At 47.5% G+C, this 24,758-nt stretch carries 17 protein-coding genes and 1 pseudogene; 7 read left to right on the top strand and 11 right to left on the bottom strand.

Going from position 1 to position 24,758, the window contains the following annotated elements; translation table 11 throughout:
* Positions 1-321: 321 nt before the first annotated feature.
* A complete protein-coding gene (locus CS022_RS15200) occupies positions 322-1,080 on the bottom strand; it encodes a metallophosphoesterase (RefSeq protein WP_129123011.1) in 759 nt (252 codons plus the stop codon).
* Between the two features lie 166 nt (positions 1,081-1,246).
* On the opposite strand from CS022_RS15200, the gene CS022_RS15195 reads away from it, so the two are divergent.
* Positions 1,247-1,555 carry a hypothetical protein gene (locus tag CS022_RS15195; protein ID WP_235869538.1) on the top strand — a complete coding sequence of 103 codons (309 nt, stop codon included), beginning with the start codon at positions 1,247-1,249 and terminating at the stop codon, positions 1,553-1,555.
* A gap of 56 nt (positions 1,556-1,611) precedes the next feature.
* Here CS022_RS15195 and dapD read toward each other — a convergent pair whose 3' ends face one another.
* Together dapD and CS022_RS15185 are read right to left on the bottom strand one after the other, a co-directional pair.
* Entirely contained in the window at positions 1,612-2,643 is a 1,032-nt protein-coding gene (dapD, locus tag CS022_RS15190; protein WP_129123009.1) for a 2,3,4,5-tetrahydropyridine-2,6-dicarboxylate N-succinyltransferase, read from the bottom strand.
* A gap of 267 nt (positions 2,644-2,910) precedes the next feature.
* Entirely contained in the window at positions 2,911-3,216 is a 306-nt protein-coding gene (locus CS022_RS15185) for a YebG family protein (RefSeq protein ID WP_129123008.1), read from the bottom strand.
* Between the two features lie 80 nt (positions 3,217-3,296).
* On the opposite strand from CS022_RS15185, the gene CS022_RS15180 reads away from it, so the two are divergent.
* Positions 3,297-3,983: a DNA-3-methyladenine glycosylase I gene (locus CS022_RS15180; protein WP_129123007.1), complete on the top strand. Its 687-nt coding sequence runs from the start codon at positions 3,297-3,299 to the stop codon at positions 3,981-3,983.
* Here the strand turns inward: CS022_RS15180 and CS022_RS15175 are convergent.
* Positions 3,980-4,888: a LysR substrate-binding domain-containing protein gene (locus CS022_RS15175; RefSeq protein ID WP_129123006.1), complete on the bottom strand. Its 909-nt coding sequence runs from the start codon at positions 4,886-4,888 to the stop codon at positions 3,980-3,982. The two genes, CS022_RS15180 and CS022_RS15175, sit on opposite strands and share 4 nt — an antisense overlap.
* A 107-nt stretch (positions 4,889-4,995) precedes the next feature.
* Here CS022_RS15175 and CS022_RS15170 point away from each other — a divergent pair, with 107 nt between their 5' ends.
* Together CS022_RS15170 and recC are read left to right on the top strand one after the other, a co-directional pair.
* Complete coding sequence (locus tag CS022_RS15170) at positions 4,996-5,964, top strand: TDT family transporter (RefSeq protein WP_129123005.1); 969 nt, start codon at positions 4,996-4,998, stop codon at positions 5,962-5,964.
* 139 nt (positions 5,965-6,103) lie between these two features.
* Positions 6,104-9,491, top strand: a pseudogene (gene recC / locus CS022_RS15165) (exodeoxyribonuclease V subunit gamma).
* Positions 9,492-9,506: 15 nt separating this feature from the next.
* Here recC and CS022_RS26475 read toward each other — a convergent pair.
* The 5 genes from CS022_RS26475 to CS022_RS15150 form a co-directional block, all read right to left on the bottom strand.
* Positions 9,507-10,298 carry a methyl-accepting chemotaxis protein gene (locus CS022_RS26475; RefSeq protein WP_235869537.1) on the bottom strand — a complete coding sequence of 264 codons (792 nt, stop codon included), beginning with the start codon at positions 10,296-10,298 and terminating at the stop codon, positions 9,507-9,509.
* A 50-nt stretch (positions 10,299-10,348) separates the two neighbouring features.
* Positions 10,349-10,828, bottom strand: a complete 480-nt coding sequence (locus CS022_RS26470) for a cache domain-containing protein (RefSeq protein ID WP_235869541.1) — start codon at positions 10,826-10,828, stop codon at positions 10,349-10,351.
* Positions 10,829-10,872: 44 nt separating this feature from the next.
* Entirely contained in the window at positions 10,873-11,115 is a 243-nt protein-coding gene (locus CS022_RS26465) for a hypothetical protein (RefSeq protein ID WP_235869536.1), read from the bottom strand.
* Positions 11,116-11,525: 410 nt separating this feature from the next.
* Complete coding sequence (locus CS022_RS15155; RefSeq protein WP_129123004.1) at positions 11,526-13,133, bottom strand: methyl-accepting chemotaxis protein; 1,608 nt, start codon at positions 13,131-13,133, stop codon at positions 11,526-11,528.
* Positions 13,134-13,552: 419 nt separating this feature from the next.
* Entirely contained in the window at positions 13,553-15,160 is a 1,608-nt protein-coding gene (locus tag CS022_RS15150) for a methyl-accepting chemotaxis protein (protein ID WP_129123003.1), read from the bottom strand.
* Between the two features lie 234 nt (positions 15,161-15,394).
* On the opposite strand from CS022_RS15150, the gene recB reads away from it, so the two are divergent.
* On the top strand, positions 15,395-18,970 hold the full coding sequence (gene recB, locus CS022_RS15145; protein ID WP_129123002.1) for an exodeoxyribonuclease V subunit beta: 3,576 nt from the start codon (positions 15,395-15,397) through the stop codon (positions 18,968-18,970).
* Positions 18,963-21,017 (top strand): exodeoxyribonuclease V subunit alpha, encoded by a 2,055-nt coding sequence (recD, locus tag CS022_RS15140; protein ID WP_129123001.1) that lies wholly within the window; start codon positions 18,963-18,965, stop codon positions 21,015-21,017. The genes recB and recD overlap by 8 nt, the downstream gene beginning before the upstream one ends.
* Here the strand turns inward: recD and argA are convergent.
* Positions 20,986-22,335, bottom strand: a complete 1,350-nt coding sequence (gene argA, locus CS022_RS15135) for an amino-acid N-acetyltransferase (RefSeq protein WP_201746295.1) — start codon at positions 22,333-22,335, stop codon at positions 20,986-20,988. The genes recD and argA overlap by 32 nt on opposite strands.
* A gap of 236 nt (positions 22,336-22,571) precedes the next feature.
* On the opposite strand from argA, the gene mltA reads away from it, so the two are divergent.
* Positions 22,572-23,630, top strand: a complete 1,059-nt coding sequence (gene mltA / locus CS022_RS15130) for a murein transglycosylase A (protein ID WP_129122999.1) — start codon at positions 22,572-22,574, stop codon at positions 23,628-23,630.
* A gap of 60 nt (positions 23,631-23,690) precedes the next feature.
* On the opposite strand, the gene CS022_RS15125 is transcribed toward mltA, so the two are convergent.
* Positions 23,691-24,665, bottom strand: coding sequence for a TAXI family TRAP transporter solute-binding subunit (locus CS022_RS15125; RefSeq protein WP_129122998.1), 975 nt, complete (start codon positions 24,663-24,665; stop codon positions 23,691-23,693).
* Between the last annotated feature and the right edge of the window lie 93 nt (positions 24,666-24,758).

Below are 24,758 nucleotides of genomic sequence, written 5' to 3'. Positions count from 1 at the left end.
GGTCGCGGGTTCGAGTCCCGTCCGCTCCGCCACTTCTTCGAGAAACCTCAGCAGAGATGCTGGGGTTTTTTGCTATCTGAGCATATGAAAAGTGCTGTGCACTTTGGAAAGCATCTGGGGCATGTTCATCCACTATACTCACCGCATCTCATCTGTACCGCTATTTATTCAGAATTGCTGTTCACGTATTTATAGTCGCTGTTACCTATGACCACGGCGATTTTGCACCGATAGGCTGTATTTTTGAATGTGGAAATTCAGATGCGTTAAGGCGTGTTTGCAGAAATGAGTCATCAGCGTTTAGGTGAGCCTCTTACATAATTACTGCGTCGTCTCTTCAATATTGCAAAAGTCTATCTGAGTTAGCCCTTTGAATGTGCTGCCGCTATTTACTTCGTACAAAATAAATCCACCGTTGTAGTCATTGACGGATGCTGTGTCGAGAAAGTGACTGTTACTGACGCTGAGCATGTCATCACTTCGTGTGTGTCCATGGAAGGTCATATCGACATTTGATATTTCTCCTTCAGGCTCTCCTTTGATTCGAGTTCGCCCCCAAATCCAACGAGGATTATCCATCAGGTCTCCTCGCCAATTCTGCATTTCTTTCCAGTCTAAGCTGTGCGGTTGAGCATGGCTTATGCCAATGGTTTTTCCGCTTTGAACTTTACAGGTAATCACACATGGCATGCTATGGATGATATCTGCCATGTCTTTCAACTTACTGTATGAAAAGTCTTCCGCCCAATCCCCGCCGTTTCTTAGCCAATGGGGCTTATATCGTTGTTCTTCTTTGTTCAGCTCTATTTTGTCCCAGACAAGAAAGGCTTTGTTTAGCATCCACTCGTGATTACCGATAACAGACAAAAACCAGTCATGTTGTGAATAGAAACAGAGTGTCTCGGCAGACTCTGGTCCGCGATCGATAAGGTCACCAACACCAATCAGCAAGTCGTTATCTATATCAAAGTTAACCTGGTCAAGTGTATGTTTTAGCAGGGAAAGTTTACCGTGGATATCCCCCACAATAAATACTCTTTCTTTCTCTGTTGCGTCAACAAAACGGTGACTGAATTCCATTTCAAAGTTCCTGCTTTCATACCAGACCATGTACTCTAATCGTTACATTACGTAAATCTGGATGGACCATCAAACTTTTGGGCTGAGATCTCGTTATATTCGTTGAGAGATACAAAGGGTAACGTATTATCTGGACCTGAATTAGATTGGCTCGCAGAGGTTGCCTGTGGACTATTTTTATGTGCGCAAAGAAAGCGGTAATAAGGTTGAGATAGAAATCAAAACCGGGGCGTTTTATTTGCTCGTTGCGTTGATTGTTGGTTGGATGGGTTTGAATGTCATTTCTGGGTCTGCTGAAACTGGCGCATCGGTGCTACCAATTATTTTGGTATTTATGGTCTTTCGATTTTTTGCCTTATGGAAAGTGCAGAAAGAAGTGCTGGTAGCGATGAAGCAAAAACAGTTGGAGACGAGAGGGAGTAAGTTTTCTTTTGCTAACCCTCTAACCTACGTGATTACGCGTTCAGAAGAATAGGAATAAAAAAGGGCTGCAGATGTGCAGCCCTTCTTCCACAACTAAACTTTTCGACTTTAGTTGTTGCTGTGTAGCTCGCTGTTGAGCTCAACCGCTGTTTTGTTGGTCAAGCATTCGATTTTGCCGGACACTGAATTGCGGCGGAATAGAAGGTCAGATTTACCTGCCAAATCGCGCGCTTTCACTGTTTCTACTTCGTTACCGTCGGCATCCAGCATGGTTACCTTGGTACCAGCCGTAACATAAAGGCCTGCTTCAACTGTACAGCGATCGCCCATAGGGAAGCCCAGACCTGCGTTTGCGCCAAGCAAGCAGTTTTCACCTACTGAGATAACCAACTGACCGCCGCCACTCAGTGTACCCATGATAGACGCACCGCCGCCAACATCAGAACCGTTACCGACAACAATGCCTGCAGAGATGCGACCTTCAACCATACTGACACCTGCAGTGCCTGCATTGAAGTTGATGAAGCCTTCGTGCATGACGGTTGTACCTTCACCCACGTGCGCACCAAGGCGAACACGTGCTGTGTCAGCAATACGGACGCCCGCTGGTACGACGTAGTCGACCATTTTAGGGAATTTATCGACACAGTCGACGCTCAGCACTTCACCGTTAAGGCGTGCTTCCATTTGGCGCTCTGCCAACTCAGGAAGGTCGATTGGTCCTTGGTTCGTCCATGCGATGTTATGCAGAAGCCCGAAGATACCATCCAGGACTGTACCGTGTGGTTGCACAAGACGGTTTGAGATCAATTGTAGTTTCAGAAAGCCTTCTGACACTGATTCTGGTTTTTCGTCGGTCGCGAGGATCACCAATACCAAAGGTTGTGCTGATGAGGTAGCTTTTGCAGCGAAGGTCGCTGACGCATTTTCACCTGCAGCGCTAAACGCTGAAGCCAGCGCATCACATTGAGCTGTGGTTACTTCGATGACTTGGTTGCCACCTTGATAGTCAACATGTGCACCCAGTGCTGATACTAAATCGTCCGTTGGGTTCAGCAGAGGGGTTGGAAAGAAGGCTTCGATAATTTTGCCATCTTTGTTTTTTGTGGCTGTGCCAAGTGCTACTGCAAAACTGGCCATGGTGTGTGTTACTCCTTGTTTTGGTGACTCTCCAGTTTATCACTGATGATACGTCGTAATATATCGTTTGAGAGACATCTTAAAGTGAATAAGGCATAGATTGAAGGGTGAGAATGAGAGAAACCCTATTTTCAGATGTGAAATGGATCGAAACCGCCATTGTCGACTGTATATGTATCGGTAGGGTAAAGACTTAAACAGTTTACTGGATGGATTAACAAAAACGCCCCATTACGGAGCGTTTACATTCATGAAGCTCAACGCTGATTAAGCGGCTTCGTCGTCACTGTCAGTTGTATCTTCAGCCTTTGGTGCCGCTTTTTTAGCTGGCTTCGGGCTAGGTTTACGTTTTGCACCAAGCGCGTAGAGTACTTCTTCACGGTTTTGGGCAAGGAACAGAGACAATTCCTCGCGCTGGCTTTCGTCGCTGATCGCTTCGCTGTTACCCAGCAAAGAGAATAGCTCATCAGCCATGTCGAGCATTTTGTCGTATGCATCAGCTTCCGCTTTAGAGGTGAAAGTCATTTTTTCTTCTCCATTGCGTTCAACCACATATTTGACGATAACGGCCATGGTCACCCTCTCTAGATTAAATTACTGTCTTTTTATACAGTATGATTGTTTTACCGTCTACCTTAACAGGGATTAGTGTGATGATATTTGAAGATTTTGAGAAGATTTTTCACCGAGCTGCAGAAAGAAAAGGAGGAAAACGAGAACTGGAAATGATCTTAAGCATCCCAAGAACAGATACCGAGCTCAGAGCTATCCCCGATCACCGCTGGTTATCTGCGTTTACAAAGAAAGTGTTTCAGTCAGGAATGAACTGGCAGGTCGTGAGAAACAAATGGCCGGGTTTTGAAGAGGTATTCTGGGCGTTTGATATAGAAAAAATGTGTCTGATCCCACCAGAAATGTGGGAAGAGAAAGCGCGCAACCCAGATATTATTCGCCACCTTGGCAAGGTAATGACAATTGCGGATAACGCTCAAATGATTAAGCGGGCAGAGAGGGAATTTGGCAGTTTTTCCAATATGGTGGCGGATTGGCCGAGTGATGACATTATTGGTCTTTGGCGGTACCTGAAAACCAAAGGAAAACGGCTTGGCGGAAATACCGGCCCCTATACGCTCAGATTGCTGGGGAAAGATACCTTTATCTTGTCTTCAGATGTTGAGAGTTACTTGCGTGCTTACAAGATCATCGATGGCGGTAAAGACACACAGAAAAGCCTCAAAGCAGCCCAACAAGCATTCACCTACTGGCAACAACAATGCGGTCGACCGCTTTGCCAGATAAGTCAGGTGATTGCGTTTAGTAGTGGTGATAACCGCGTTTAGTCATCAACTCTCCACTGGCTACAAAATTTAATGAACCTTGAAAGCAGGGGCGTTTGGAATTTATCTTTGTGAATGACCAGCCAGTATTGGCGTTGCAAATCTAATGGCACAGGCAGCAGATGAATTCTTCCTCCGTTAGCGGCGTGTCTTGCTGAATGTCGGGATAAGTAAGCGAGACCAAGGCCTGCTGCTGCACAATTGATGATGGCTTCGGTGTTACTGAGTTCGAAAGAGATTTTCCAATTATTCAGGCGCGGAGCCATTCGAGACATAAAGTGCTCACGTGTGCCTGAGCCCATTTCCCGGACTATCCAGTCCTTTTGCTCAAAATCATATAAGGTAAGTTGTTTTTCGTTCGCCAGTGGATGAGTCGGGGAGCACGCGATACACATTTCGTCTGATAACCAAGGTGAAATCGACAGCAGTTTATCTTCATCTGATTCATGTTCATCGAAACGCCCTTCTACCAATCCAATATCAAGCTCGAAAGCTAATAATTTATCTGCAATGGTTTGACTGTTACTGACCAGAAGACGCTGATTGTGATGACCACTTTGGTGACGGAAGTCGCTCAAAAGAAACGGCGCTAACTGATTGCCGATCGTGTCACTGGCCCCGATTTTTAGTAGGCCGCTTAACTCGTCGGAAAGCTCAAAGATATGTTGGATCTGATCGCTTCTAGACAGTATTTCATCGGCGAGTGGTAAAAGTTTGTTGCCATATTCATTAATGATCAAACGGTTGTTGACCCGCTCAAAAAGCTTTTGACCCAGCAACTTTTCCATATCAGACAACGCCATACTGACGGCTGGCTTCGAGAGAAAAAGTTGCTCTGCCGCAGCAGTAATCGTTTTCTCTTGAGCAACGGTGACAAAGACGTTGAGTTGACGGAGAGAGATAGCCATATTAGTTAAGAATAAGTTAACGATGATTTAAGAATATTCAGATATATTAAATATCGCAACGGGGCTATGATGAATCCATATTCTTTCGCCTGCATTGTCTCGAAAATATGAAAAATAAACTTACATTGTTACCCACCCCACTTGCTGGACTCGCTCTCGCCATCGCAAGTCTCGGCTGGAGCTGGGAAAATATTGCGCCTCTCGAGGGTAATGCCAAGTTGGCAGGTGCTGCTATCGGCGGCATATTGCTTGTTCTGCTTGCCCTGAAGTTCATCACGGTGCCAAAGACGTTGGTACAAGATTTAGCGCACCCGGTTGTGGGTAGTGTTGTGCCAACATTTGCGATGGGGATGATGGTGGTTTCTCATGGCATTGGTGAATTCAACCCCATACTGGGTGATAGTCTGTGGTTGATTGCGATTGCGATTCATCTGATATTTCTGAGCTTGTTTGTCATTCACAGAGCAAAAGACTTCACCCTAAGTGATATGGTGCCTAGCTGGTTTGTTCCTCCGGTAGGGCTTATTGTTGCTGATGTCGCGTTTTCGGGTAACCCTGCATTGGCGCCGATTGCCAATGGCGTGTTGATGTTTGGCTTGTTGTCATATTGCGTATTGCTGCCAATGATGATGTACCGCTTGATTTTTTGTACAGGTATTCCCGATGCGGCAAAACCAACGATAGCGATACTGGCAGCGCCAGCAAGCCTCTCTTTGGCGGGTTATCTGACTGTCGCCGAGCAGCCTTCACCAATTCTGGTCTCTGTGTTACTGGGTATTGCCGTATTAATGACATCATTAGTTTATTTGTCATTTATTCGTTTGCTGCGCTTACCGTTTTCTCCGGGGTATGCAGCCTTCACTTTCCCTATGGTGATTGGTGCGACAGCACTTTATAAGGTTGCTGGGTGGGCGGCAGAGCGTGGTATGGAGACGGCGTATGTTGAGCAGCTCACCATGCTGGCAAACATTGAGCTGATCATTGCTACCTGTGTGGTCGTGTATGTTGCGTTTCGGTATGTCCGTTTTCTCACTGAACAATTTCAGATTCACAGCGGAGCGTTGCTGAAAAACTGAGAACTGATCACCTTTCAAGGCGCCTGAGACTGAGGCGCCTTCTCTTATAAAGCCCCTACACAAATCCCCGTTATCAAATTGCACCTCTGTGTTGAATGATAGACAATCGATACATGACAACTTTCTGGTGCTATTTCCTGTGTTTACCATTTACCACTCTAATCAGCTCGATTTGCTGAAAAGCCTTCTTGTTGCGCTTATTGAACAAAAACCACTCTCCAACCCGCTGCAAAAGGAGCTGATTCTGGTTCAAAGCCCGGGGATGGCGCAGTGGTTGAAGCTTGCGATGGCAAAAGAGCAGAGCATTGTGGCAAATGTCGAATTTCCGCTACCTGCTACCTTCATCTGGCAAATGTTCATTCAGGTCTTGGACGGGGTGCCGAAGCGCAGCTATTTCAACAAAGAGGCAATGACTTGGAAGTTGATGAAAGTCTTACCAGGCATGTTGAATGACCCAGACTTTGGCGAGCTATCGCGCTACCTTGAGGCAGATGATGACGCGCAAAAATGCTACCAGCTGGCGGAAAAAATCGCGGATATCTTTGACCAATATTTGGTGTATCGACCAGAGTGGGTTAAATGTTGGGAGCAAGAAACCCTGTTGCTGAGCTGGAAGATGACAAGGTGTGGCAACCAAAACTTTGGCGGGCGCTTTACGATTACACCTTATCACTGGAACAATCCCCGTTTCACCGCGCCAACTTATATGACGAGTTTATAGAAACGCTCGCGTCACAGGCCAGTAAGCCTGAAGGACTCGCGCATATTGAGCGGGTCTTCGTCTTCGGTATTTCTGCGCTTCCACCGCGCTACCTTGATGCCTTGAAAGCGCTGGGTAAGCATATTGATGTCCATTACATGTTTACCAACCCATGTCGTTACTACTGGGGTGACATCCGCGATAAGCGTTATTTGGCGAGACTGGCGGCATCGCAAGACAGCAAAGTCAGTCGCGTGACTGACGATGATGATCAGGGCCAACTTGGTCTGCTTCTCGATGACGAATCAGGTCAGGTGGGCAACAGTTTACTGGCGTCTATGGGCAAACTGGGGCGGGATAATTTACTGCTGATTTCAGAGATGGCGTGCCAAGAAGTGGATCAGGGATTCGTTGATATTCCTCGTGACACTTTGCTCCATCATATGCAGGCTGACATTCTGGATCTGGAAGAGCCCGGAGATGTTAAAGAGATTGAATCCTCTCTCAGTAAGCGAGAAATATCATCGGATGACCATTCCCTGATGGTTGAAGTCTGCCACAGCCCGATGCGTGAAGTGGAAGTACTGCATGACAGACTGCTGGCGATGTTTGAGAAAGACAGCCAACTCACGCCACGTGATGTCATTGTCATGGTGGCAGATATCAATGCATATAGCCCGGCTATTCAGGCTGTGTTTGGCAATGCGCCCGGTGAGCGCTACATTCCCTTTTCAATTTCAGACCGAAGTGTGGATCAGGAAAGCCCAGTACTGACAACGTTCTTGCAGCTACTTGGCTTGCCTGACAGTCGCTGTGGTGCCGGTGAGCTTTTGGAATTACTTGAAGTGCCTGCGGTAATGAGGCGGTTCGGGTTTGATGAGCGTCAGTTTGAGAAAGTCAAAGTCTGGGTAGAAGAGTCCGGGATTCGCTGGGGGCTTGATGGCAGCACCTCTGTGAACTTCGCTCTTCCGCAACAAGATCAAAATACCTGGTTGTTTGGCTTGAACCGAATGCTGTTGGGCTACGCGATGCCAAGCGACGCAGGGCTATTTAACGATATGCTGGCATACGATGAAGTGCAGGGGCTGGAAGCCGACTTGGCAGGAAAGCTAAGCCTGTTTGTCAGCAGTTTACTGTCACTACAAACGTCACTGTCTGAACCTAAAACGGGCCCGGAATGGGTCGGAGCGCTGTCGGCATTACTTGATAATCTTTTCTCGCTTGAAGGCGATGAAGAATTGGCAGAGCGACACATCCGAGCACAGCTAGAACAGTTGTCCGAACAATTGCGAGAAGCGGGATTCACCAGCACCTTGTCTTTGGCCATCATCAAAGATTACTTCAAGGGAAAGCTCAGTGGCGAGCGAGTCAGCCAGCGATTTTTGGCGGGGCAGGTAAACTTTTGTACCTTGATGCCCATGCGTTCTATCCCATTCAAAGTGGTGTGCTTGCTTGGGATGAACGACGGCGATTACCCAAGAACGATTGCACCCGTCGGGTTTGATCTGATGGCGGGAAGATCGCGTCCGGGAGATCGCTCCCGCCGCGATGATGACAGATACCTGTTTTTGGAAGCCTTGCAGTCGGCGCAGGATCAACTGTATATCAGCTATGTGGGGCGTTCGATTCAAGACAATACCTCGCAGGTACCGTCTGTTCTTATTAGTGAGTTACTTGACTATTGCACGCAAGGTTACTGCCTGAGTGGAGACCAGTGGAAGACTGATGTTGAATCAACACAAGCGCTGATTTCGCACCTTTGCCATGAAAACCCGTTAGTGCCTTTCAGTCGTGACAGCTACCGTCACACCGATGCGAGCTACGCCAACGAATGGTTGCCCGCCGCGCGGGGGGAAGGTGTTGAGTCTGAGAGCTTTATGGCCGCTGAAGGTGTCAATCCGAATCCGGATGAGCAAAGTGATATTCTCGAATTGGCAGAACTACAGCGTTTTTGGCGAATGCCCGTGCAGTATTTTTTCAATCGTCGACTAAAGGTCTTTTATGAACAGCCAGGTGGCTCAATGGAAGAGCAAGAACCTTTCTCGTTCGACAATCTTTCACGTTACCAAATGCGTGACGCCTTGATGAAACACCTGATGACTTACGGCGATAGCCAAGCGGCGATGTCAGATTTTTATGCCCGTCAACGGGCAGCGGGTGATTTACCGCTTAACTATTTTGGCGAGCTGACGTTGGATGAACAACAAACGCAGGTTGTTGAGCAATATCAGTCGATTTTGTCCTTCTTGATTGAGCCAAGGCCTGCACATGAAATTAACCTGAGTGTAAACACAGCCTTCGGTACTGTTAATTTGCAGGGGTGGATAGATCAATGTTACCGACAGGGTAGGGTGTTATACCGGAGCGGAAAAATCCGCGGACAGGATCGACTGGCCAGTTGGCTTGATCACCTATGTATGTGTGCCGCAGGTCTTCAGATCCCAACCCGCTTTTTTGGTGTTGGCGAAGAGATAAGTTACCAACCGCTTTCTCAGCCCGATGCTATTGTCATGCTCGAGCGTTACATCAATGCTTACTATGAAGGGCAAACAACGCCGCTTCTTTATCTTCCTCAACCATCTTTGCTGGCTTACGTGCTTGTATCAGTAAAACTGGTGAGTTTTTTGACGGTGATGGCGATAAAGAAAAAGCATTGGTAAAAATGCAGCAGGCATTTAACGGCGGATATTTGACCATTAGTGAGGTTAACAACGAATATGTTGCCCGCGTATGGCCCGATATCAATGACCAAATGGCGGGCGATCTTTTCGAGAAAGGGAAAGACATTTTGCTGCCCGCGATGATGCATCCGGCAGCAAAACCCTAAAGCAAGCTGAGACTGTTATGAGGTTTTGAAACGGCCCAGTTTGGTTCTGCTTTTTGTACTCAATTCGCGAATTTTGTTACTGAGTGCCTGAGTACTTTCGCACATATCCAGATTGTCGCCCGACACGCTGTTGACGTTAACCACGTTCTCGGCGACTTTCTGAGCCGCGAGTACCTGTTGAGATGTTGATGAAGCGACTTCGTCATTCATTTTTTCCAGGTCCTCTACCAACACTGCCAGAGACTCAAGTTGCTCCTGCGTTTCACGCACCTGCTTAAGACTGCCCGCGGTTTTTTCCGTACCGCGCACCATTATCTTGGCGGCAGACTGAGCTCGCTCTTGAAGCGTTTCAATGATGGCGTTAATCTGTGTTGTTGATTCCTTAGTAGAATGCGCCAGCTTTCTCACTTCATCAGCAACAACAGCAAAGCCGCGACCTGCGGTGCCCGCACGGGCAGCTTCAATCGCAGCATTAAGGGCTAAGAGGTTCGTTTGTTCAGAAATATCATTGATCACTCTGACCACATCACTGATTTGGTCACTGGATGCCGCTAACTGACGGATATTTTCCTCGGCAGCGTTAACGTCCTGATTGAGCTCTTCAAATTTTTGCACTGATTTTTCCAGTGAAGCGCCAGCTTCTCTCACCAGGCCTGTCGAGCGTTGGGTATTTTCCGCCGTCGCTTTTGTGCTCGTCTCGACCTCAGTGATCGAGCTCGACATTTCTTCCATTGAGCTGGCGACTGATTCGAGCTCAATATTCTGGTTTCGGATCCCATGGTTTGAGCGACCCGCCAGATCTGCCATATCTTCACTGTTACTGTCGAGCTCAAACAAGGTGCGATCGATTGAGAGGATCAGCCTCTGAGCTCGCTGGTGGTGTGGTTAAGATCTGAGGCAATCAGGCCGAGTTCATCTTTACTACTGACTTCGGCAGTCACGCTTAAATTACCTCGTGCTACTTCAGCAAGCGCCGATTGAATAGAGCGGATAGGGGTGATCAAAGAGCGGGTCAACCAGAAAGCGAGTGCGATCAGACAGGTGGTGACCATAATAGCGAAAAGGATTGAGTCGCGAACGCTGATCCAGACAGTATGTTCAATGTCGTCGAGGTAAATACCCGTACCAATTAATATATTCCATGGCGCGAAGTAGTTAAGGGCACTGATTTTTTCCCCTTCTTTGCCAGACGCCGGATTGAGGAAGGAGTAACTACTGAAGCCCTGTCCGGTTGCTCTGGTTGCATCACGCATATCGGCTAACACAGGTCTTCCATGGCTGTCCCTGAAACTGGCAAAACTTTTTCCAAGCCATGAGGTTGCGCCTGCCACCATAATGTTGTCATCGTCAATGGCAAAGAAGTATCCGTTTTTACCGAACTTCAGCCTTGTAAGTGCTCCAGTGCCTCATTATGTTGCTCAGCGGAGGGTGAATGCTCGTGCATCTGTTCAAGTATATTGATCGCGATATCGATCTTGTCTTTTAACTGACTTTTCCGTTCATTGATCAAATCATCGTAAAGAGTAATGCTTTGATAGATAGTAAGTGAAACCAGACTGGCGATTGAAATAATGACCAGAACCAGCATTTTCTTTTTCAAGGGAAGGTTTGTAATCCATTGCATGTCTATTTTCCCACGCATTCAAGAGTATTTTTCTCTTTGGGTTTAGGAGTGCAGAACATAGATGTCCATAGCTGTCAGGTACTCAAGAGTCCTAATCGATATTATGTTTATTGTCAGCAATGGTTTTTTGATTATCTTCGTGACGCTAATTCCAATGTACTAGTGAAGTGACTCGAAAAAATGGTCGATTTAGCATCTTTTCGGAGTCAACGAGTGCATGTGTTAACTTTTTTTAATCAATTGAGCGCGATTCATTTGCATCAGAAGACAATGAGAGGAATGAATGCCTTTTTGTACATCGACAGTCGCTGATAAATGAAAATGAAGAGTATTGAAGAAAGGTAGAGGAGAAAAATAGAGGCACCATAACGTGATGCCTCGTTGTTTAGTCGTGATATTGTGAACAGCCGTTAGATTGTAAAGCGCGCGAGCTTATCGCGACTCTTCGCACTGAGTGTTTTGATTTGGTCACTCAAAGCCAGTGTGTTTTGGCATGCATCAAGGTTATCGTGCGATACGTCATTCACATTCACCACGTTCTTCGCGACGTCCTGTGCAGCCATAACCTGCTGTGAGGTTGAAGTAGCAACTTCACTGTTCATCTGTTCCAGTTCATCAATCAGGCTGGTCAAAGAGGCTAACAAATCTTGCGTCTCTTTCACTTGCTCAAGGCTTTGCGCCGTTTTTTCAGTGCCACGCATCATAATACGTGCAGCAGACTGAGCACGCTCTTGGAGCGTTTCGATGATGGCATTGATTTGTGTCGTTGACTCCTTCGTCGAGTGGGCCAGTTTTCTCACTTCAGCAGCAACAACGGCGAAACCTCGTCCTGCATCACCTGCGCGTGCTGCTTCAATCGCAGCGTTCAGAGCCAGCAGGTTAGTTTGCTCTGAGATATCATTGATAACAGTCACGACATCGCTGATCTGATCGCTGGACGCTGCCAGTTGACGAATGTTTTCTTCTGCGTCGTTGACGTCGATATTGATCTCTTCAAACTTCGTCACCGATTTAACAAGAGACGTCTCTGCATCTCTGACCAGAGTTGTTGAGCGCAATGTATTCTCAGATGTTGTTTGAGTACTAGCCTCAACAACAGTGATAGCTGAAGACATCTCTTCCATTGCGCTTGCGACAGAGTCCAGCTCTGAGCTTTGAACTTGAATACCCTGAGTGGAGCGATTCGCCAGTTCTTTCATAGAGTCACTGTCACCATCAAGTTGCGTCAAAGTACGGTTGATAGACAGGATCAGATTACGCAGTTCGCTGGTGGCGTGATTAAGGTCTGATGCCATCACACCGAGCTCATCTTTACTGTCAACATCCACCACAGCAGTGAGATCGCCCTTTGCAACGTCTGTGAGTGCGAGCTGTATTGCGTGTATTGGGCGGAGTAACTTGTTTGTTAGCCAAGTCGCGAAGGCGACCAGCAGTAATGACACAAAGAAAGTAAATGCCGCCAGTTCCATAGCATTGGCTTGAACGGTTGATTTGATATCGTCAACGTAAATACCTGTCCCTATGAGAAGTTTCCAGGGTCCAAAGTATTCAAGCGCACTGATTTTCTCGCCTTCTTTTTTTGTTGCCGGGTTATTGAATATGTAACTATTAAAGCCTTCTCCGGTGCCTTGAATGGCTTTTCGGAAATTAGCGAGAACGGGCTGGCCATTAGCGTCTTTAAACGGTGAAAAGTCGCGATTCATCCATGATTGAGGGCCCGCTAGAATGAAGTTTTTGTCATCAATAGCGAAAAAATAGCCATTCACACCATAACGAATTTTATGGAGCTTATTGAGAGCTTTGGCTCTATGTTCTTCCGAGGAAGATATTCGGTACTCCTGCTCCATCATGCTAATGGCGACATCGAGCTTTTCTTTCAGTTGGTCTTTACGCTCTGTTACGAGGTCTTTATACATGGTGACGCTGTTGTAAGTTGTCAGCGTTATCATGCTCAAAACTGATAGCAAAACCATCAGCAGTAACTTTTTCTTAACCGACAGGTTATTGAAATATTGCATGTCTAATTTCTCGCACTTCCTTTGAGAGTCGATGGCGTTTTTTCCACTGTTGCCTACAAAGTTTTCGAGACGAAGAAAGTTTTGTAAGAACTAAGTTCATTATGTTTTTATGAAGGCATTTTCACTAATTTTTGTTTGTGACACCTATTCCAGACCGATCGCTATTTGTCTTCTTTTTTGAAAGAAATGCCGTTTTTTATGCATGCGGATATAGTTATTTCGATCAGCTTCAAATATGTTTTATTTTCGAGACGTTTATTTTCGTTTACCTGATGAGGTTTTTCTGCTTCGTATTTAACTGAACATCTGTGCATAGAAAGTTGCACATTTTAAGCTGTATCTCTGAGAGGAGGAGCAAATGATTGAAAAGGAGGCAGTGCTGACACACTGCCTTGTTACAGAATGATTGCAGACCTATGTCAAACGGTGAATCTTCCCAATTCCTCACGGCTTCGTGAGCTCAACACTTTAATTTTGTCACTCAGTGCCAGCGTCTCTTCACATGCGGCGAGGTTATCCTTTGAAACGTCGTGGACAGTAACAACATTTTTGGCGGCATCTTTTGCAGCCATTGCTTGTTGAGAGGCGGATGCTGCTACTTCACAGTTCATTCGGTCTAGATCATCAATGAGTGTTGCTACAGAACCGAGCAGTGCTTGTGTTTCCCTGACCTGCTCAAGGCTTTGAGCCGTCTTGTTAGTGCCTTTGGTCATGATTTTTGCCGCTGACTGCGCTCTGTCTTGCACGGTCTCGATAATTGCATTGATCTGGGTTGTCGACTCTTTAGTTGAATGAGCTAGTTTCCTGACTTCCGCCGCGACAACCGCAAACCCTCGACCCGCATCACCCGCGCGGGCAGCTTCAATAGCCGCATTGAGTGCCAACAGGTTTGTCTGCTCTGAAATCGTATTAATAACTGTCACCACATCACTGATTTGATCGCTTGATGCTGCCAGTTCCCTGATGTTTTCTTCTGCGGCATGCACATCACTATTCAACTCTTCAAACTGCTGTACGGAGTCGGCAAGCGATTGTTCTGCTTCTCTGACCAAGGATGTTGAGCGTTGGGTGTTTTCCGAGGTTGTCTGAGTATTGGTTTCAACAATGGTTACAGCGCACGACATTTCTTCCATGGCGCTGGCAACCGCATCAAGTTCAATACTCTGATGGTGGATACCTTCATTGGAGTGACTGGCGAGACTGACAATATTGTCGCTGTCATTATCCAGTTCAGTCAGCGTGGCTTTGATCGATTCAACCAGTGCCCGCAGTTGGGATGTGGCCCTGTTAAAGTCCTCTGCCATAATGCCAAGTTCGTCTTTACTGCTTACCTGTGCTTCGATGGCCAGATTGCCTCCTGCCATTTCCTCCAATGCTGTTTGCACAGAGTAGATTGAAGCCAAAAGCGTTCTTGTCAGCCAAAGCGCGCATGCGAGAAGGATTCCCGATATTAGTACCGCAACGATGACTGAGCTAATCGCATTTTTCCATACCATGGTTTCAATATCATCGAGGTACATGCCCGTTCCGATGAGAAGGTTCCATGGGCGGTAGTACACCAGCGCACTGACTTTTTCCGCGTTTTGCTGTGAGGCAGGATTAAAAAAGTGATAACTGGTAAAACCTTCTCCCGTATTTTTTATCGCGTCACGCATGTTTGCCATGACGTGCTGACCGTTGATATCGCGAAATCCTGAGAAGTCGCGGCCTATCCAAGATTTAGCCCCAACAAGCACCCGGTTAGTATCTTCGATAGCGAAGTAATAGCCGTTGTTGCCGTATGTCAGTCTTCCGAGTTTGGCGACAGCCAGAGCCCGTTGTTCGTCTGATTCAGAGAGTGAATATTCTTCATCAAGCATACCCAGAGCGATATCCAGACTGTCTTTCAACTTCTGTTTTCGTTCCGCGACCAGATCTTGATAGGCATTGATACCGTGATCAACGGTGAGGATTGCCAGCCCTGCAACTGACAGCATGACCAAGGCAAGCAACTTGGTTTTTACTGATAGATTTGTTATCCATTTCATAGTTAGCCTTCCCGACGTATGACGTGAAAATAGTATGTTTTCGTTGTCTACACTTCTCTTTCAGAAAGCAGCATGTGCATGGCGAGCTTCTTCGAGCCTTTGCCTTAAACACAATTTCTGTATCGCGCTAATCTTGCTATTTGCTTTGGATCAATAGGGATGCGATTCCCTACTCATTACAAACTTTACCAGTGTTGATAAGATGTTGGGATTGCATATCTATGAAACTGCTATATGAGTGTCCAGAAACTTGAGCCTATTACATTTCCGTTGCATGGTCAGAGACTTATCGAGGCTTCAGCGGGTACCGGAAAAACATTTACCATTGCTGGTTTATATCTGAGGCTATTGCTTGGGCATGGTGCTGACGGTAATGCCCATCAACAGCCTTTAAGTGTTGATCAGATTCTGGTTGTAACGTTCACCGAAGCCGCGACACAGGAATTGAGAGACAGGATCCGTGCGCGTATTCATGATGCCAGACTGGCATTCAGCCGGGGTGAAAGTCACGATCCAGTGATCGCTCCGCTTTTGAGCGATCTTCCTGATCACAAACAGGCAGTTTCACGTTTGCTGCAAGCGGAACGGCAAATGGATGAAGCGTCAGTCTATACCATTCACGGATTTTGCCAGCGGATGCTGACTCAGAATGCGTTTGAATCCGGCAGTCTGTTCAGCAATGAGTTTGTCACGGATGAGTCGCGCCTGCGACAAAACGCTGTTTCCGATTTCTGGCGTAAACAATTCTACCCGCTTGATAAAACCCTTGCTGGGGTGGTGAAAAGCTATTGGGCAGCTCCTGAAGCCTTACTCAGTAAAATCTCTCCTTATTTATCGGGACCGATAGCAACCATACAGGCGCAACCCATGCCTGATTCTCTGACTGAACTTCACAACACGCATCTCGCCAGAATACAAGCGGTGAAACAAAGTTGGTTGGCTGCATCTTCAGAAATAGAGGGGCTTCTTGCCAGTTCAGGTGTCGATAAGCGCAGTTACAGCAAGCGATATGCACCCAAATGGCTGGCCGAGGTGACGAACTGGGCGGAAAAAGAAACGGTGGATTATCGCTTACCAGACGCTTTAGAAAAATTTTCCGCGGCATTGCTGGCCGAGAAAACCAAAAAAGGTGAAGTGCCGACACATTCTGTCTTTATCGATATCGAGCGTTTATTAGATAAACCGCCAACACTTGAAGACGCGCTGCTTGCAGAGTCTATCAAAGAGGTTCGGCGCTTGTTGGTATTAGAAAAACGTCGCCATGGCTGGTTATCGTTTGATGACTTGTTATCGCAGCTTGCTGCTGCACTCGATAGTGACGCCGGAGAGAGGCTTGCTGAGCGAATTCGCGAGCTCTACCCGGTCGCAATGATTGATGAATTTCAGGATACTGACCCACAGCAATATCGCATATTTGAGCGGATTTATCGTGACAGTCCAGAATCTGGCTTGTTCATGATTGGCGACCCCAAGCAGGCGATCTATGCGTTCAGAGGGGCCGATATTTTTACCTATATTTTTGCCAGACGGCAGGTCACCGAGCACTACAATCTTGGCACCAACTGGCGTTCAACAAAAGGTATGGTTGAGTGCGTAAACCGAGTATTTGATTATGCCAGTGAGCCATTTATCTACGACCAAGACATTCCGTTTGAGCCTGTCTCATACTCACAAGGTGCAGACACTAAATACTGGCAGCTTGGCGGAGATATACAGCCCGCAATGACCTTTTGGCTGAGTGTGAGTCATGACCTTCAGTCTAAGGGCGATTATCAATCGAGCATGGCACATGCGACCGCAGCCAAAATACGTCAAATTCTTGAGGCCTCCGATACAGAGAGTGCTTTTCTCTGTAAAGGCGAAGACAAAAAAGCCATTCGGGCGGGTGATATCGCTATTCTGGTCCGAACAGGTTCAGAGGCGATGATGGTCCGTGAAGCGATGAATCGTCAGGGGATTGCATCTGTCTACCTTTCCAACCGTAACAGTGTGTTCAACAGTCAATTAGCGGTGGATATTGAGCGTCTGCTGGTGGCCGTATTAACGCCAGATAACGAACGCAGTCTGAGGGCTTGTTTGGCGAGTAGCCTGTTTGCGCTCACTGCCGCTGATATTCATGAGTTGAATCAGAATGAAAGAGCGTGGGAACAGGCGGTGGCAGAGTTTTCTGGTTATCGTGATACGTGGTTTGCTCGCGGTGTCCTGCCGATGCTACGTCAGATGATGCAGCACCGAAAAATTGCCGAGCGTTTGCTGGCCGAGGAAAGTGGCGAGCGTCAACTGACCGACTTGATGCACCTTGGTGAGCTGTTGCAGCAAGCCAGTCAGACCTTGGACAGCCACCATGGCTTGATCCGCTGGCTATCGGAACATATCGCGGAGCCAAACGGAAACAGTGAAGAGCAGCAGGTGCGTTTGGAGTCTGAGCGCGATTTGGTTCAGATTGTCACTATCCACAAATCGAAAGGCCTTGAATACGACTTGGTCTTCCTTCCCTTTGTTTGTCAGCACAGAGTGGCGGATCAACCGCTTTTCCATGATGAAAATAATCAGGCAATACTCGCACTTGATGACACGAAAAATGCAGTGGAGCGGGCAGACAAAGAACGTCTGGCTGAAGACTTGCGACTCATCTATGTTGCATTAACCCGATCCGTCTATGGCTGCTTCATCGGGCTGGCGCCACTGAAAGAGGGCCGGAAGTCGTCAGGTGACACTAGCCTCCACAAAGCGGCGATTGGTTATCTGATTCAGAAAGGTGAGGCGGGCGATGGAGCGGGTTTGCGTCAGGCGATCGATGAGCTTGCGAATGATCAGGATGCGATGACGGTAGTTGAGCCACCTAAACCTCTAGATGGGAAGTACCAACCTCCTGTTAAGTTTGAAGAAGCGCTGGAAGCCAGACAATTCGGCGGTTTTATTCGCCGAAATTGGCGCCTGACCAGTTACTCCGGATTAGTAAAGCAAGGCAGTGGACATCATTCCTCGATGCCAGAAATCGCTGCGTTTGATTACGATGCGACGGACGACAACACATCTGTCGATGAAAGTGCATCAGTCGATATAGCTCTGTCTAACGAAAGAACGATTTTTACTTTTCCCCGAGGCGCCCGTCCCGGTACTTTCCTTCATACGCTGTTTGAAAACGTAGATTTTGATGACGACATGCACAGTGAAGATGTCGCGGAGATGATCAGTCAGGCCTTAGCGGTTGAAAATTATGATCAGGAGTGGATACCCATTCTGCAAACACTGCTGCAGGACGTGGTATCGAAATCATTGTCACAGGAAGGAATGATGCTTGGGGACGTGACGGATGGTGACAGGTTGACCGAGATGGAGTTTGTGATGCCCGTTGAACAGTTTCAATCCGCCACGGTCAATCGGATTATCAAAGAACACGATCCGTTGTCTGCCCAAGCGGGGGACCTTGGCTTTGACACCGCATCCGGTATGTTAAAGGGCTTTATTGACTTGGTATTTTGCTGGCAAGGGCGCTATTACGTGCTGGACTGGAAGTCTAACTACCTTGGCGCGAGTCATGCTGACTATACCCGTGAAGCGATCGAAACAGCGATGATTGACCATAGATATGATTTTCAATATCAAATCTACAGCCTCGCTCTGCACCGATTCCTCAAACAACGTATTCCAGATTACGACTATGAAACGCATTTCGGCGGTGTCTATTACCTGTTTGTACGAGGCATCGAAGCGAAGACTGACCATGGTATATTTTACTGTAAACCCAAGAAGATAATGATTGAGCAACTGGATGAAGCGATGCGTCAGGGAGGTCAACATGCGTGACAGACTCAATGAACTGCATCAGGCCAATGTCTTGCGAGCCATTGATTATCAATTTTGTTTATTTATTGCCGGACAGGAAACGCAGGCTTGTACGGATTTTATTGCCGGTTGGGCAGCGCTCGTCAGTTATGAGCTTGGCAAAGGAAATGTGTGTGTTGACTTGGCGGCGATCGATCCTGCAGCCCTGTTTGATTTACCGTCTGACCAATCCGTCGCACTGGCAAGCGTGCTCAAGCCAGAAGTCGCCTGCGAGAAATTAAAAGAAGCTGTGACGGTGAGTGACGGTACCCAGCCTACGCCGCTTGTGATGCAAGGCTCTCGGCTTTACCTCAATCGTTACTGGCAGGCGGAACAAACAGTTGCGCAGGAAATACAACGGCGCTGCCTTCCGGTTGCCGTTGGCGGTGAATGCCATTCGTTGCTGGACGAGCTTTTTACCCCTGATATTCGCTTGTTGAAAAAGCTTTTTTCAACGTGGTCAGATCAGGAGAGGGTGGACAAAGTTCGCGATTTTTTTGATGTTATGGAAGACGGCGAAACTGATATTCCCGCTATTGTCGAGGCGTTATCAGCCAATAAGCATGCTGACGAGATATTATCTTTTATTGACCAAAGTGACTGTCTGAACTGGCAAAAAGTAGCGGCAGCGACGTCTCTCAGTTACGGCTTCTCAGTGATTTCAGGCGGTCCCGGGACAGGAAAAACGACCACGGTCGCGAAATTACTGGCGGCGTTAATATCCGGCTCAACGAAATACAAGACGCCTGAAATCAAGCTGGTGGCGCCGACAGGTAAAGCGGCAAACCGACTGACTGAATCTATTGGTCGGGCTGTCGAAGCGCTGCCTGTCAGTGCCGAGGTGAAAGCGAAAATTCCGGTTCAGGCATCGACGATTCACAGGCTGTTGGGGGCAATTCCGAACCGCGTTGAATTTCGTCATCATCAGGGGAATCGCCTTCATTTAGATATTTTGGTTGTCGATGAAGCATCGATGGTCGATTTACCCTTGATGGCCAGAATGTTATCTGCGCTACCCGAACATGCTCGCGTCCTGCTGCTTGGCGACCGTGATCAACTGGCGTCGGTAGAAGCGGGGGCGGTTCTTGGTGATATTTGTCAAAGCGCGGCGGGGAATTACAGTCAGCAACGTGCTGAGTTGCTGTCTCAGATGACAGGGTTTCAGATAGCTTCAACGACTGAAGCGACACCAGTCAATGACAGTGTTTGTTTGCTTCAGAAAAGTTTCCGCTTCCATGCTCAGTCGGGTATTGGGCAACTTGCTGGCGCGATCAATGCGGGCAGCATTAATCACGTGAGTACTGTGTTGCGGCGTGGCTATAAGGATATCAATCATCATGAGTTGGACAATGACACCTACTTATCAGCTATCAGTCAGGCCGCTGATGGGTATACGGCTTATCTGAAAATCTTAAATGGAGTCTCTACCAAGACATTGTCTGAGGCCGAAAACGAAAGCGACACTGAGGCTAAAAGCGCACAGATGGCGCTAAAAGCATTTTCAGCATGTCGTGTACTTTGCGCGTTGGCTGATGGTCCCTTCGGCGTGGTTGGGCTCAATCGCGCGATTGAGGATCTTCTGGCCAAACGCAGGCTAATCTCTCCAGGCGACGAGATGTTTTATCCCGGACGCCCGGTGATGGTGATGCAAAACGATCATGGCCTTGGTCTGTATAACGGTGATATTGGTGTTGTTGTCGAGCAAAGCGATGATGATGGCGAGCGCCTGCTTCGTGTCGCATTTGAAATGGCGGATGGCTCAATACGGTTTTTGCTACCCAGCCGTCTTCCAGAGCATCAAACGGCGTATGCAATGACAGTTCATAAGTCACAGGGATCTGAATTTGCGCATACTATTTTGGTGCTGCCGCCCACACCGACGCCAGTAATGACACGCGAATTGGTTTACACAGGGGTGACGCGTGCCAAGGAGAGGCTGGATATTTTTACTACCCGTTCCAGTATGAAACGGGCAGTGGAGCGAAAAACACAGCGCTTTAGCGGACTTGCTGCGCTACTGGCCGGGTAGTCAAATCTAGCGTTAAGATCTTCGAGCGGCGTTGAAGGTTATAGAGCTGTTGTTTGGCATTGGGTAAGTCTGACACGTCTGACTCAACGAACCCTTGCTCTCTGAACCAGTGAACGCTGCGTGTCGTCAGTACGAATACCTTTTTCAGGCCATTGCGTCTCGCTAGCTGCCCGATATGAGCCAGTAAATTATTACCGCGTTGTCCATCGCGGTATTCGGGGTGGACAGCCACACAGGCCATTTCTCCGATCCCTTCTTCTGGGAAAGGGTACAGCGCAGCGCAGCCAATGATCCGACCGTCTCTCTCGATCACACTGAATAAGGAGATCTCTTGTTCTAGTTGCTCTCTTGAGCGGCGGACTAGGATCCCTTGTTCTTCGAGTGGGCCGATAAGGTCGAGAATACCGCCTATGTCATCGATACTTGCCTGACGAATTCTCTCTGCACTCTCGGTGACTATTTGAGTACCGATACCTTCCATAGAAAACAGTTCCTGAATCAACGAACCGTCCACTTTGTAGCTCATCAAGTGGCAGCGAGGAACGCCTGCACGGGATGCCGAGATAGCGCAACGAAGAAAACTGGTGGAGGCTGAATCTTGCTCGTCATTTTGAATAGAAAGCAATTCTTCAGCTTGATGAGGAAAGAGTTCAGACACGATACGCCCCTGCATATCTTTCACCCCTTGCTCAGCACCGAAACCAATCAACTTGTCAGCTTTGAGGCGAATTGCCAGTTGTGTCGCCAATTCTTCAGAGCTCAGGTTAAAGCACTCCCCTGTCACTGAGCTGGCTACCGGACCAAGCAGTACGATAGACCCTTGATCCAGTTGCTGGGTGATCCCTTCGAGATCGATGCGGCGAATACCACCACTGTGGCCATAATCAATGCCATCATCAACACCCAATGGTTGGGCAATCACAAAGTTACCGCTGATCACATTAATTTGAGCGCCAGCCATCGGCGTGTTGTTTAAGCCCATCGACAGACGGGCTGTAATATCCAGTTGCAGTTGGCCCGCCGCTTGCTTGATGGTTTCGAGTGCTTCAGCATCCGTGACACGAATGCCTTTGTGGTAGACAGGCTCTTGTTGCTGACGAATCAGAAGCTCATTGATTTGAGGGCGCGCACCGTATACCAACACCAGCTTGATGCCTAGGCTGTTAAGGAGAGCGATATCATTCACAATGTTGGGGAAGTTATTATCAGCCAGTGTTTCCCCCCCTAACATGATGACCATCGTTTTATTTTGGTGGGCATTCACGTAAGGTGCTGACTGGCGAAACCCCTTAACCAGTGCTGTGCTTCTGAGTTTCAAGCTATTGTCCTGTTGACTATATATGTAATCATATTGACTTTTTATTCCCATTTAGGCAAGTTTTTGTGCTTACAAATTGAGAATGTATAACAGGTTAATCCCATTGTTAGGGGCTTTTAGTTGTTTGTATTGTCGTCATTTTGTTTCAGCTTGTGTGATTTAGAGGTTTGTCATTGCAGCTGAACGGGATTTCTGAGACGCTGCTTGCATAATTCAGCATGCAGAAAGGCTAAAAAATGTACCGATTAGCAGGCGTTCTAACCGCCAGTCTTTTCCTTGCTGCCTGTGCCCGGCCGATTGATCGTGGGCAGCAGTATCTTGATGGGTCTTTTGATGAGATTCTGAACCCAGTCACACTCATTGATAGCAATAAACCTGCTGACTATTCAGGCTTTTTACCCCAGTTGTCTGAAGTTGAAAAACTGTCCCCCTCTTTAGTGAAAGAGCATCAGGACTTATATTTTCGTGTCCAACGCTGGCTGGCTGAGAGCGGACAAGCTTCTGAACTGGTTAATTACGGCATCGAGCCTCAGCAAATGGGTGGTGGTGATGGCCGTGGTAATGTTCTCTTTACGGGTTACTTTTCTCCAGTGATTGAGATGCGTCATAAACCTGATGATACCTATAGGTACCCGGTTTATGGTCTGCCAAATTGCGGGGAAACCTGCCCGACTCGTGAAGAAATCTATCAAGGGGCGCTTGATGGAAAGGGTCTCGAACTTGGTTATAGCGAATCTTTGATCGATAACTTCATCATGGAAGTGCAGGGCAGCGGCTTCGTTCATTACGGTGATACCGACAACCTGGAGTATTTCGCTTATGGTGGTAAAAATGGTCATGCCTACGTCAGTATCGGTAAAGTACTGATTGAACGCGGTGAAGTGCCGCGGGAGAAAATGTCGCTCAAAGCAATCAAAGAGTGGGTTGCCCGGCATGATGAGGCAACGGTGCTTGAACTGCTCAACCACAACACCTCCTTTGTCTTTTTCCAGCCCAAATCTGCGCACCCGGTGACAGGAACCGCAGGGGTCCCTTTGCTCGCGGGCGCATCTGTAGCAGCGGATAGAGAATTTCTTCCAATGGGGTCTGTCCTTATCGCTGAAGTGCCTCAACTCAATGAGGAGGGTGACTGGAATGGAAAGCATCAGCTAAAACTTCTGATGGCATTGGATACTGGTGGTGTGGTCAAAGGTAACCACTTAGACCTTTATCATGGTATGGGCGAACAGGCAGGCATTGATGCAGGGCACTACAAGTACTTTGGCCGAGTTTGGAAATTAACCACTTTGAACTAATACTATGGAAAGTAAAAAGGCGAGCATGATGCTCGCCTTTTTTAGCTCACGCGTTAGAGCTTATTTAATCAGACCCACTTCACGGTAGTATTTTTCAGCACCTGGGTGAAGCGGTGCGGAAAGACCATCTTTGACCATTTCTTCTTTCTTGAGGTTCGCGAAAGCAGGGTGCAGACGGCGGAAGTCGTCGAAGTTTTCGAATACAGCTTTCACCACGTTGTAGATAACTTCTTCTGGTACCTCTGTTGAGGAAACAAACGTTGCACCTACACCGAAGGTGTTCACATCACCATCATTACCACGATACATGCCACCTGGGATAGTCGCAGTGCGGTAATAGTCATTGTTAGAAACCAGCTTGTTTACAGACGCGTTATCCACAGTGACGATTTTGCTGTCACATGCAGTCGTTGCTTCTTGAATGGCACCGGATGGGTGGCCTACGGTGTAAACCATAGCGTCGATTTTGTTGTCACACAGAGCTTTAGACTGCTCAGCGGCTTTCAATTCAGAAACTTGTTTGAAGTCTCCCATCTTCCAGCCCATTTCATCCATCAGTACTTCAATCGTACCGCGCTGACCAGAGCCTGGGTTACCCACGTTGACACGCTTACCTTTCAGATCTTCAAACTTTTCAATACCTGAATCAGCACGGGCAACAACGGTGAAAGGTTCTGGGTGAACAGAAAAGACTGCACGAAGATTTTTGAATTCACCCTGATCTTTGAATTTGCTTGTACCGTTGTACGCATGGTACTGCCAGTCAGACTGAGCAATGCCCATGTCCAGCTCACCTGCGCGGATGGTATTGATGTTGTAGATAGAACCACCGGTACTCTCTACCGAGCAACGAATACCGTGTTCTTTCTTTGCTTTGTTAACCAGACGACAGATAGCACCACCCGTTGGGTAGTAAACCCCGGTGACACCCCCTGTGCCAATTGTAATGAACTGCCCTGCTTGCGCTGACGTAGATACCGTACCCACAGCGGCGAAAATACTGGTTGCGACGAGTAATGGTTTAAATGTTTTCATTATGGCTGTTCCTTGTCATTGGTTTTATCTGTTTGAGGCGATCTCTACTCTAGTAATACAGAGATAAAAGTAAAAATGCTTGATGCAATTTTG

This window comes from Veronia nyctiphanis (assembly GCF_004116385.1).
Lineage (GTDB): Bacteria > Pseudomonadota > Gammaproteobacteria > Enterobacterales > Vibrionaceae > Veronia > Veronia nyctiphanis.
The sequence above is the reverse complement of the archived record's forward strand: the minus strand, read 5'-3'. Positions and strand labels throughout refer to the sequence as shown.

What these genes read in the sequence shown, in the direction of transcription:
- CS022_RS15155 (WP_129123004.1), bottom strand. Translation starts at nt 13,133, where the DNA reads ATGCAATATTTCAATAACCTGTCGGTTAAGAAAAAGTTACTGCTGATG.
- CS022_RS15175 (WP_129123006.1), bottom strand. Translation starts at nt 4,888, where the DNA reads ATGGCTATCTCTCTCCGTCAACTCAACGTCTTTGTCACCGTTGCTCAA.
- CS022_RS26475 (WP_235869537.1), bottom strand. Translation starts at nt 10,298, where the DNA reads ATGGCAGATCTGGCGGGTCGCTCAAACCATGGGATCCGAAACCAGAAT.
- CS022_RS15200 (WP_129123011.1), bottom strand. Translation starts at nt 1,080, where the DNA reads ATGGAATTCAGTCACCGTTTTGTTGACGCAACAGAGAAAGAAAGAGTA.
- dapD (WP_129123009.1), bottom strand. Translation starts at nt 2,643, where the DNA reads ATGGCCAGTTTTGCAGTAGCACTTGGCACAGCCACAAAAAACAAAGAT.
- CS022_RS15185 (WP_129123008.1), bottom strand. Translation starts at nt 3,216, where the DNA reads ATGGCCGTTATCGTCAAATATGTGGTTGAACGCAATGGAGAAGAAAAA.
- mltA (WP_129122999.1), top strand. Translation starts at nt 22,572, where the DNA reads ATGTACCGATTAGCAGGCGTTCTAACCGCCAGTCTTTTCCTTGCTGCC.
- CS022_RS15180 (WP_129123007.1), top strand. Translation starts at nt 3,297, where the DNA reads ATGATATTTGAAGATTTTGAGAAGATTTTTCACCGAGCTGCAGAAAGA.
- CS022_RS15150 (WP_129123003.1), bottom strand. Translation starts at nt 15,160, where the DNA reads ATGAAATGGATAACAAATCTATCAGTAAAAACCAAGTTGCTTGCCTTG.
- CS022_RS15170 (WP_129123005.1), top strand. Translation starts at nt 4,996, where the DNA reads ATGAAAAATAAACTTACATTGTTACCCACCCCACTTGCTGGACTCGCT.
- recB (WP_129123002.1), top strand. Translation starts at nt 15,395, where the DNA reads ATGAGTGTCCAGAAACTTGAGCCTATTACATTTCCGTTGCATGGTCAG.
- CS022_RS15125 (WP_129122998.1), bottom strand. Translation starts at nt 24,665, where the DNA reads ATGAAAACATTTAAACCATTACTCGTCGCAACCAGTATTTTCGCCGCT.
- CS022_RS26465 (WP_235869536.1), bottom strand. Translation starts at nt 11,115, where the DNA reads ATGCAATGGATTACAAACCTTCCCTTGAAAAAGAAAATGCTGGTTCTG.
- recD (WP_129123001.1), top strand. Translation starts at nt 18,963, where the DNA reads ATGCGTGACAGACTCAATGAACTGCATCAGGCCAATGTCTTGCGAGCC.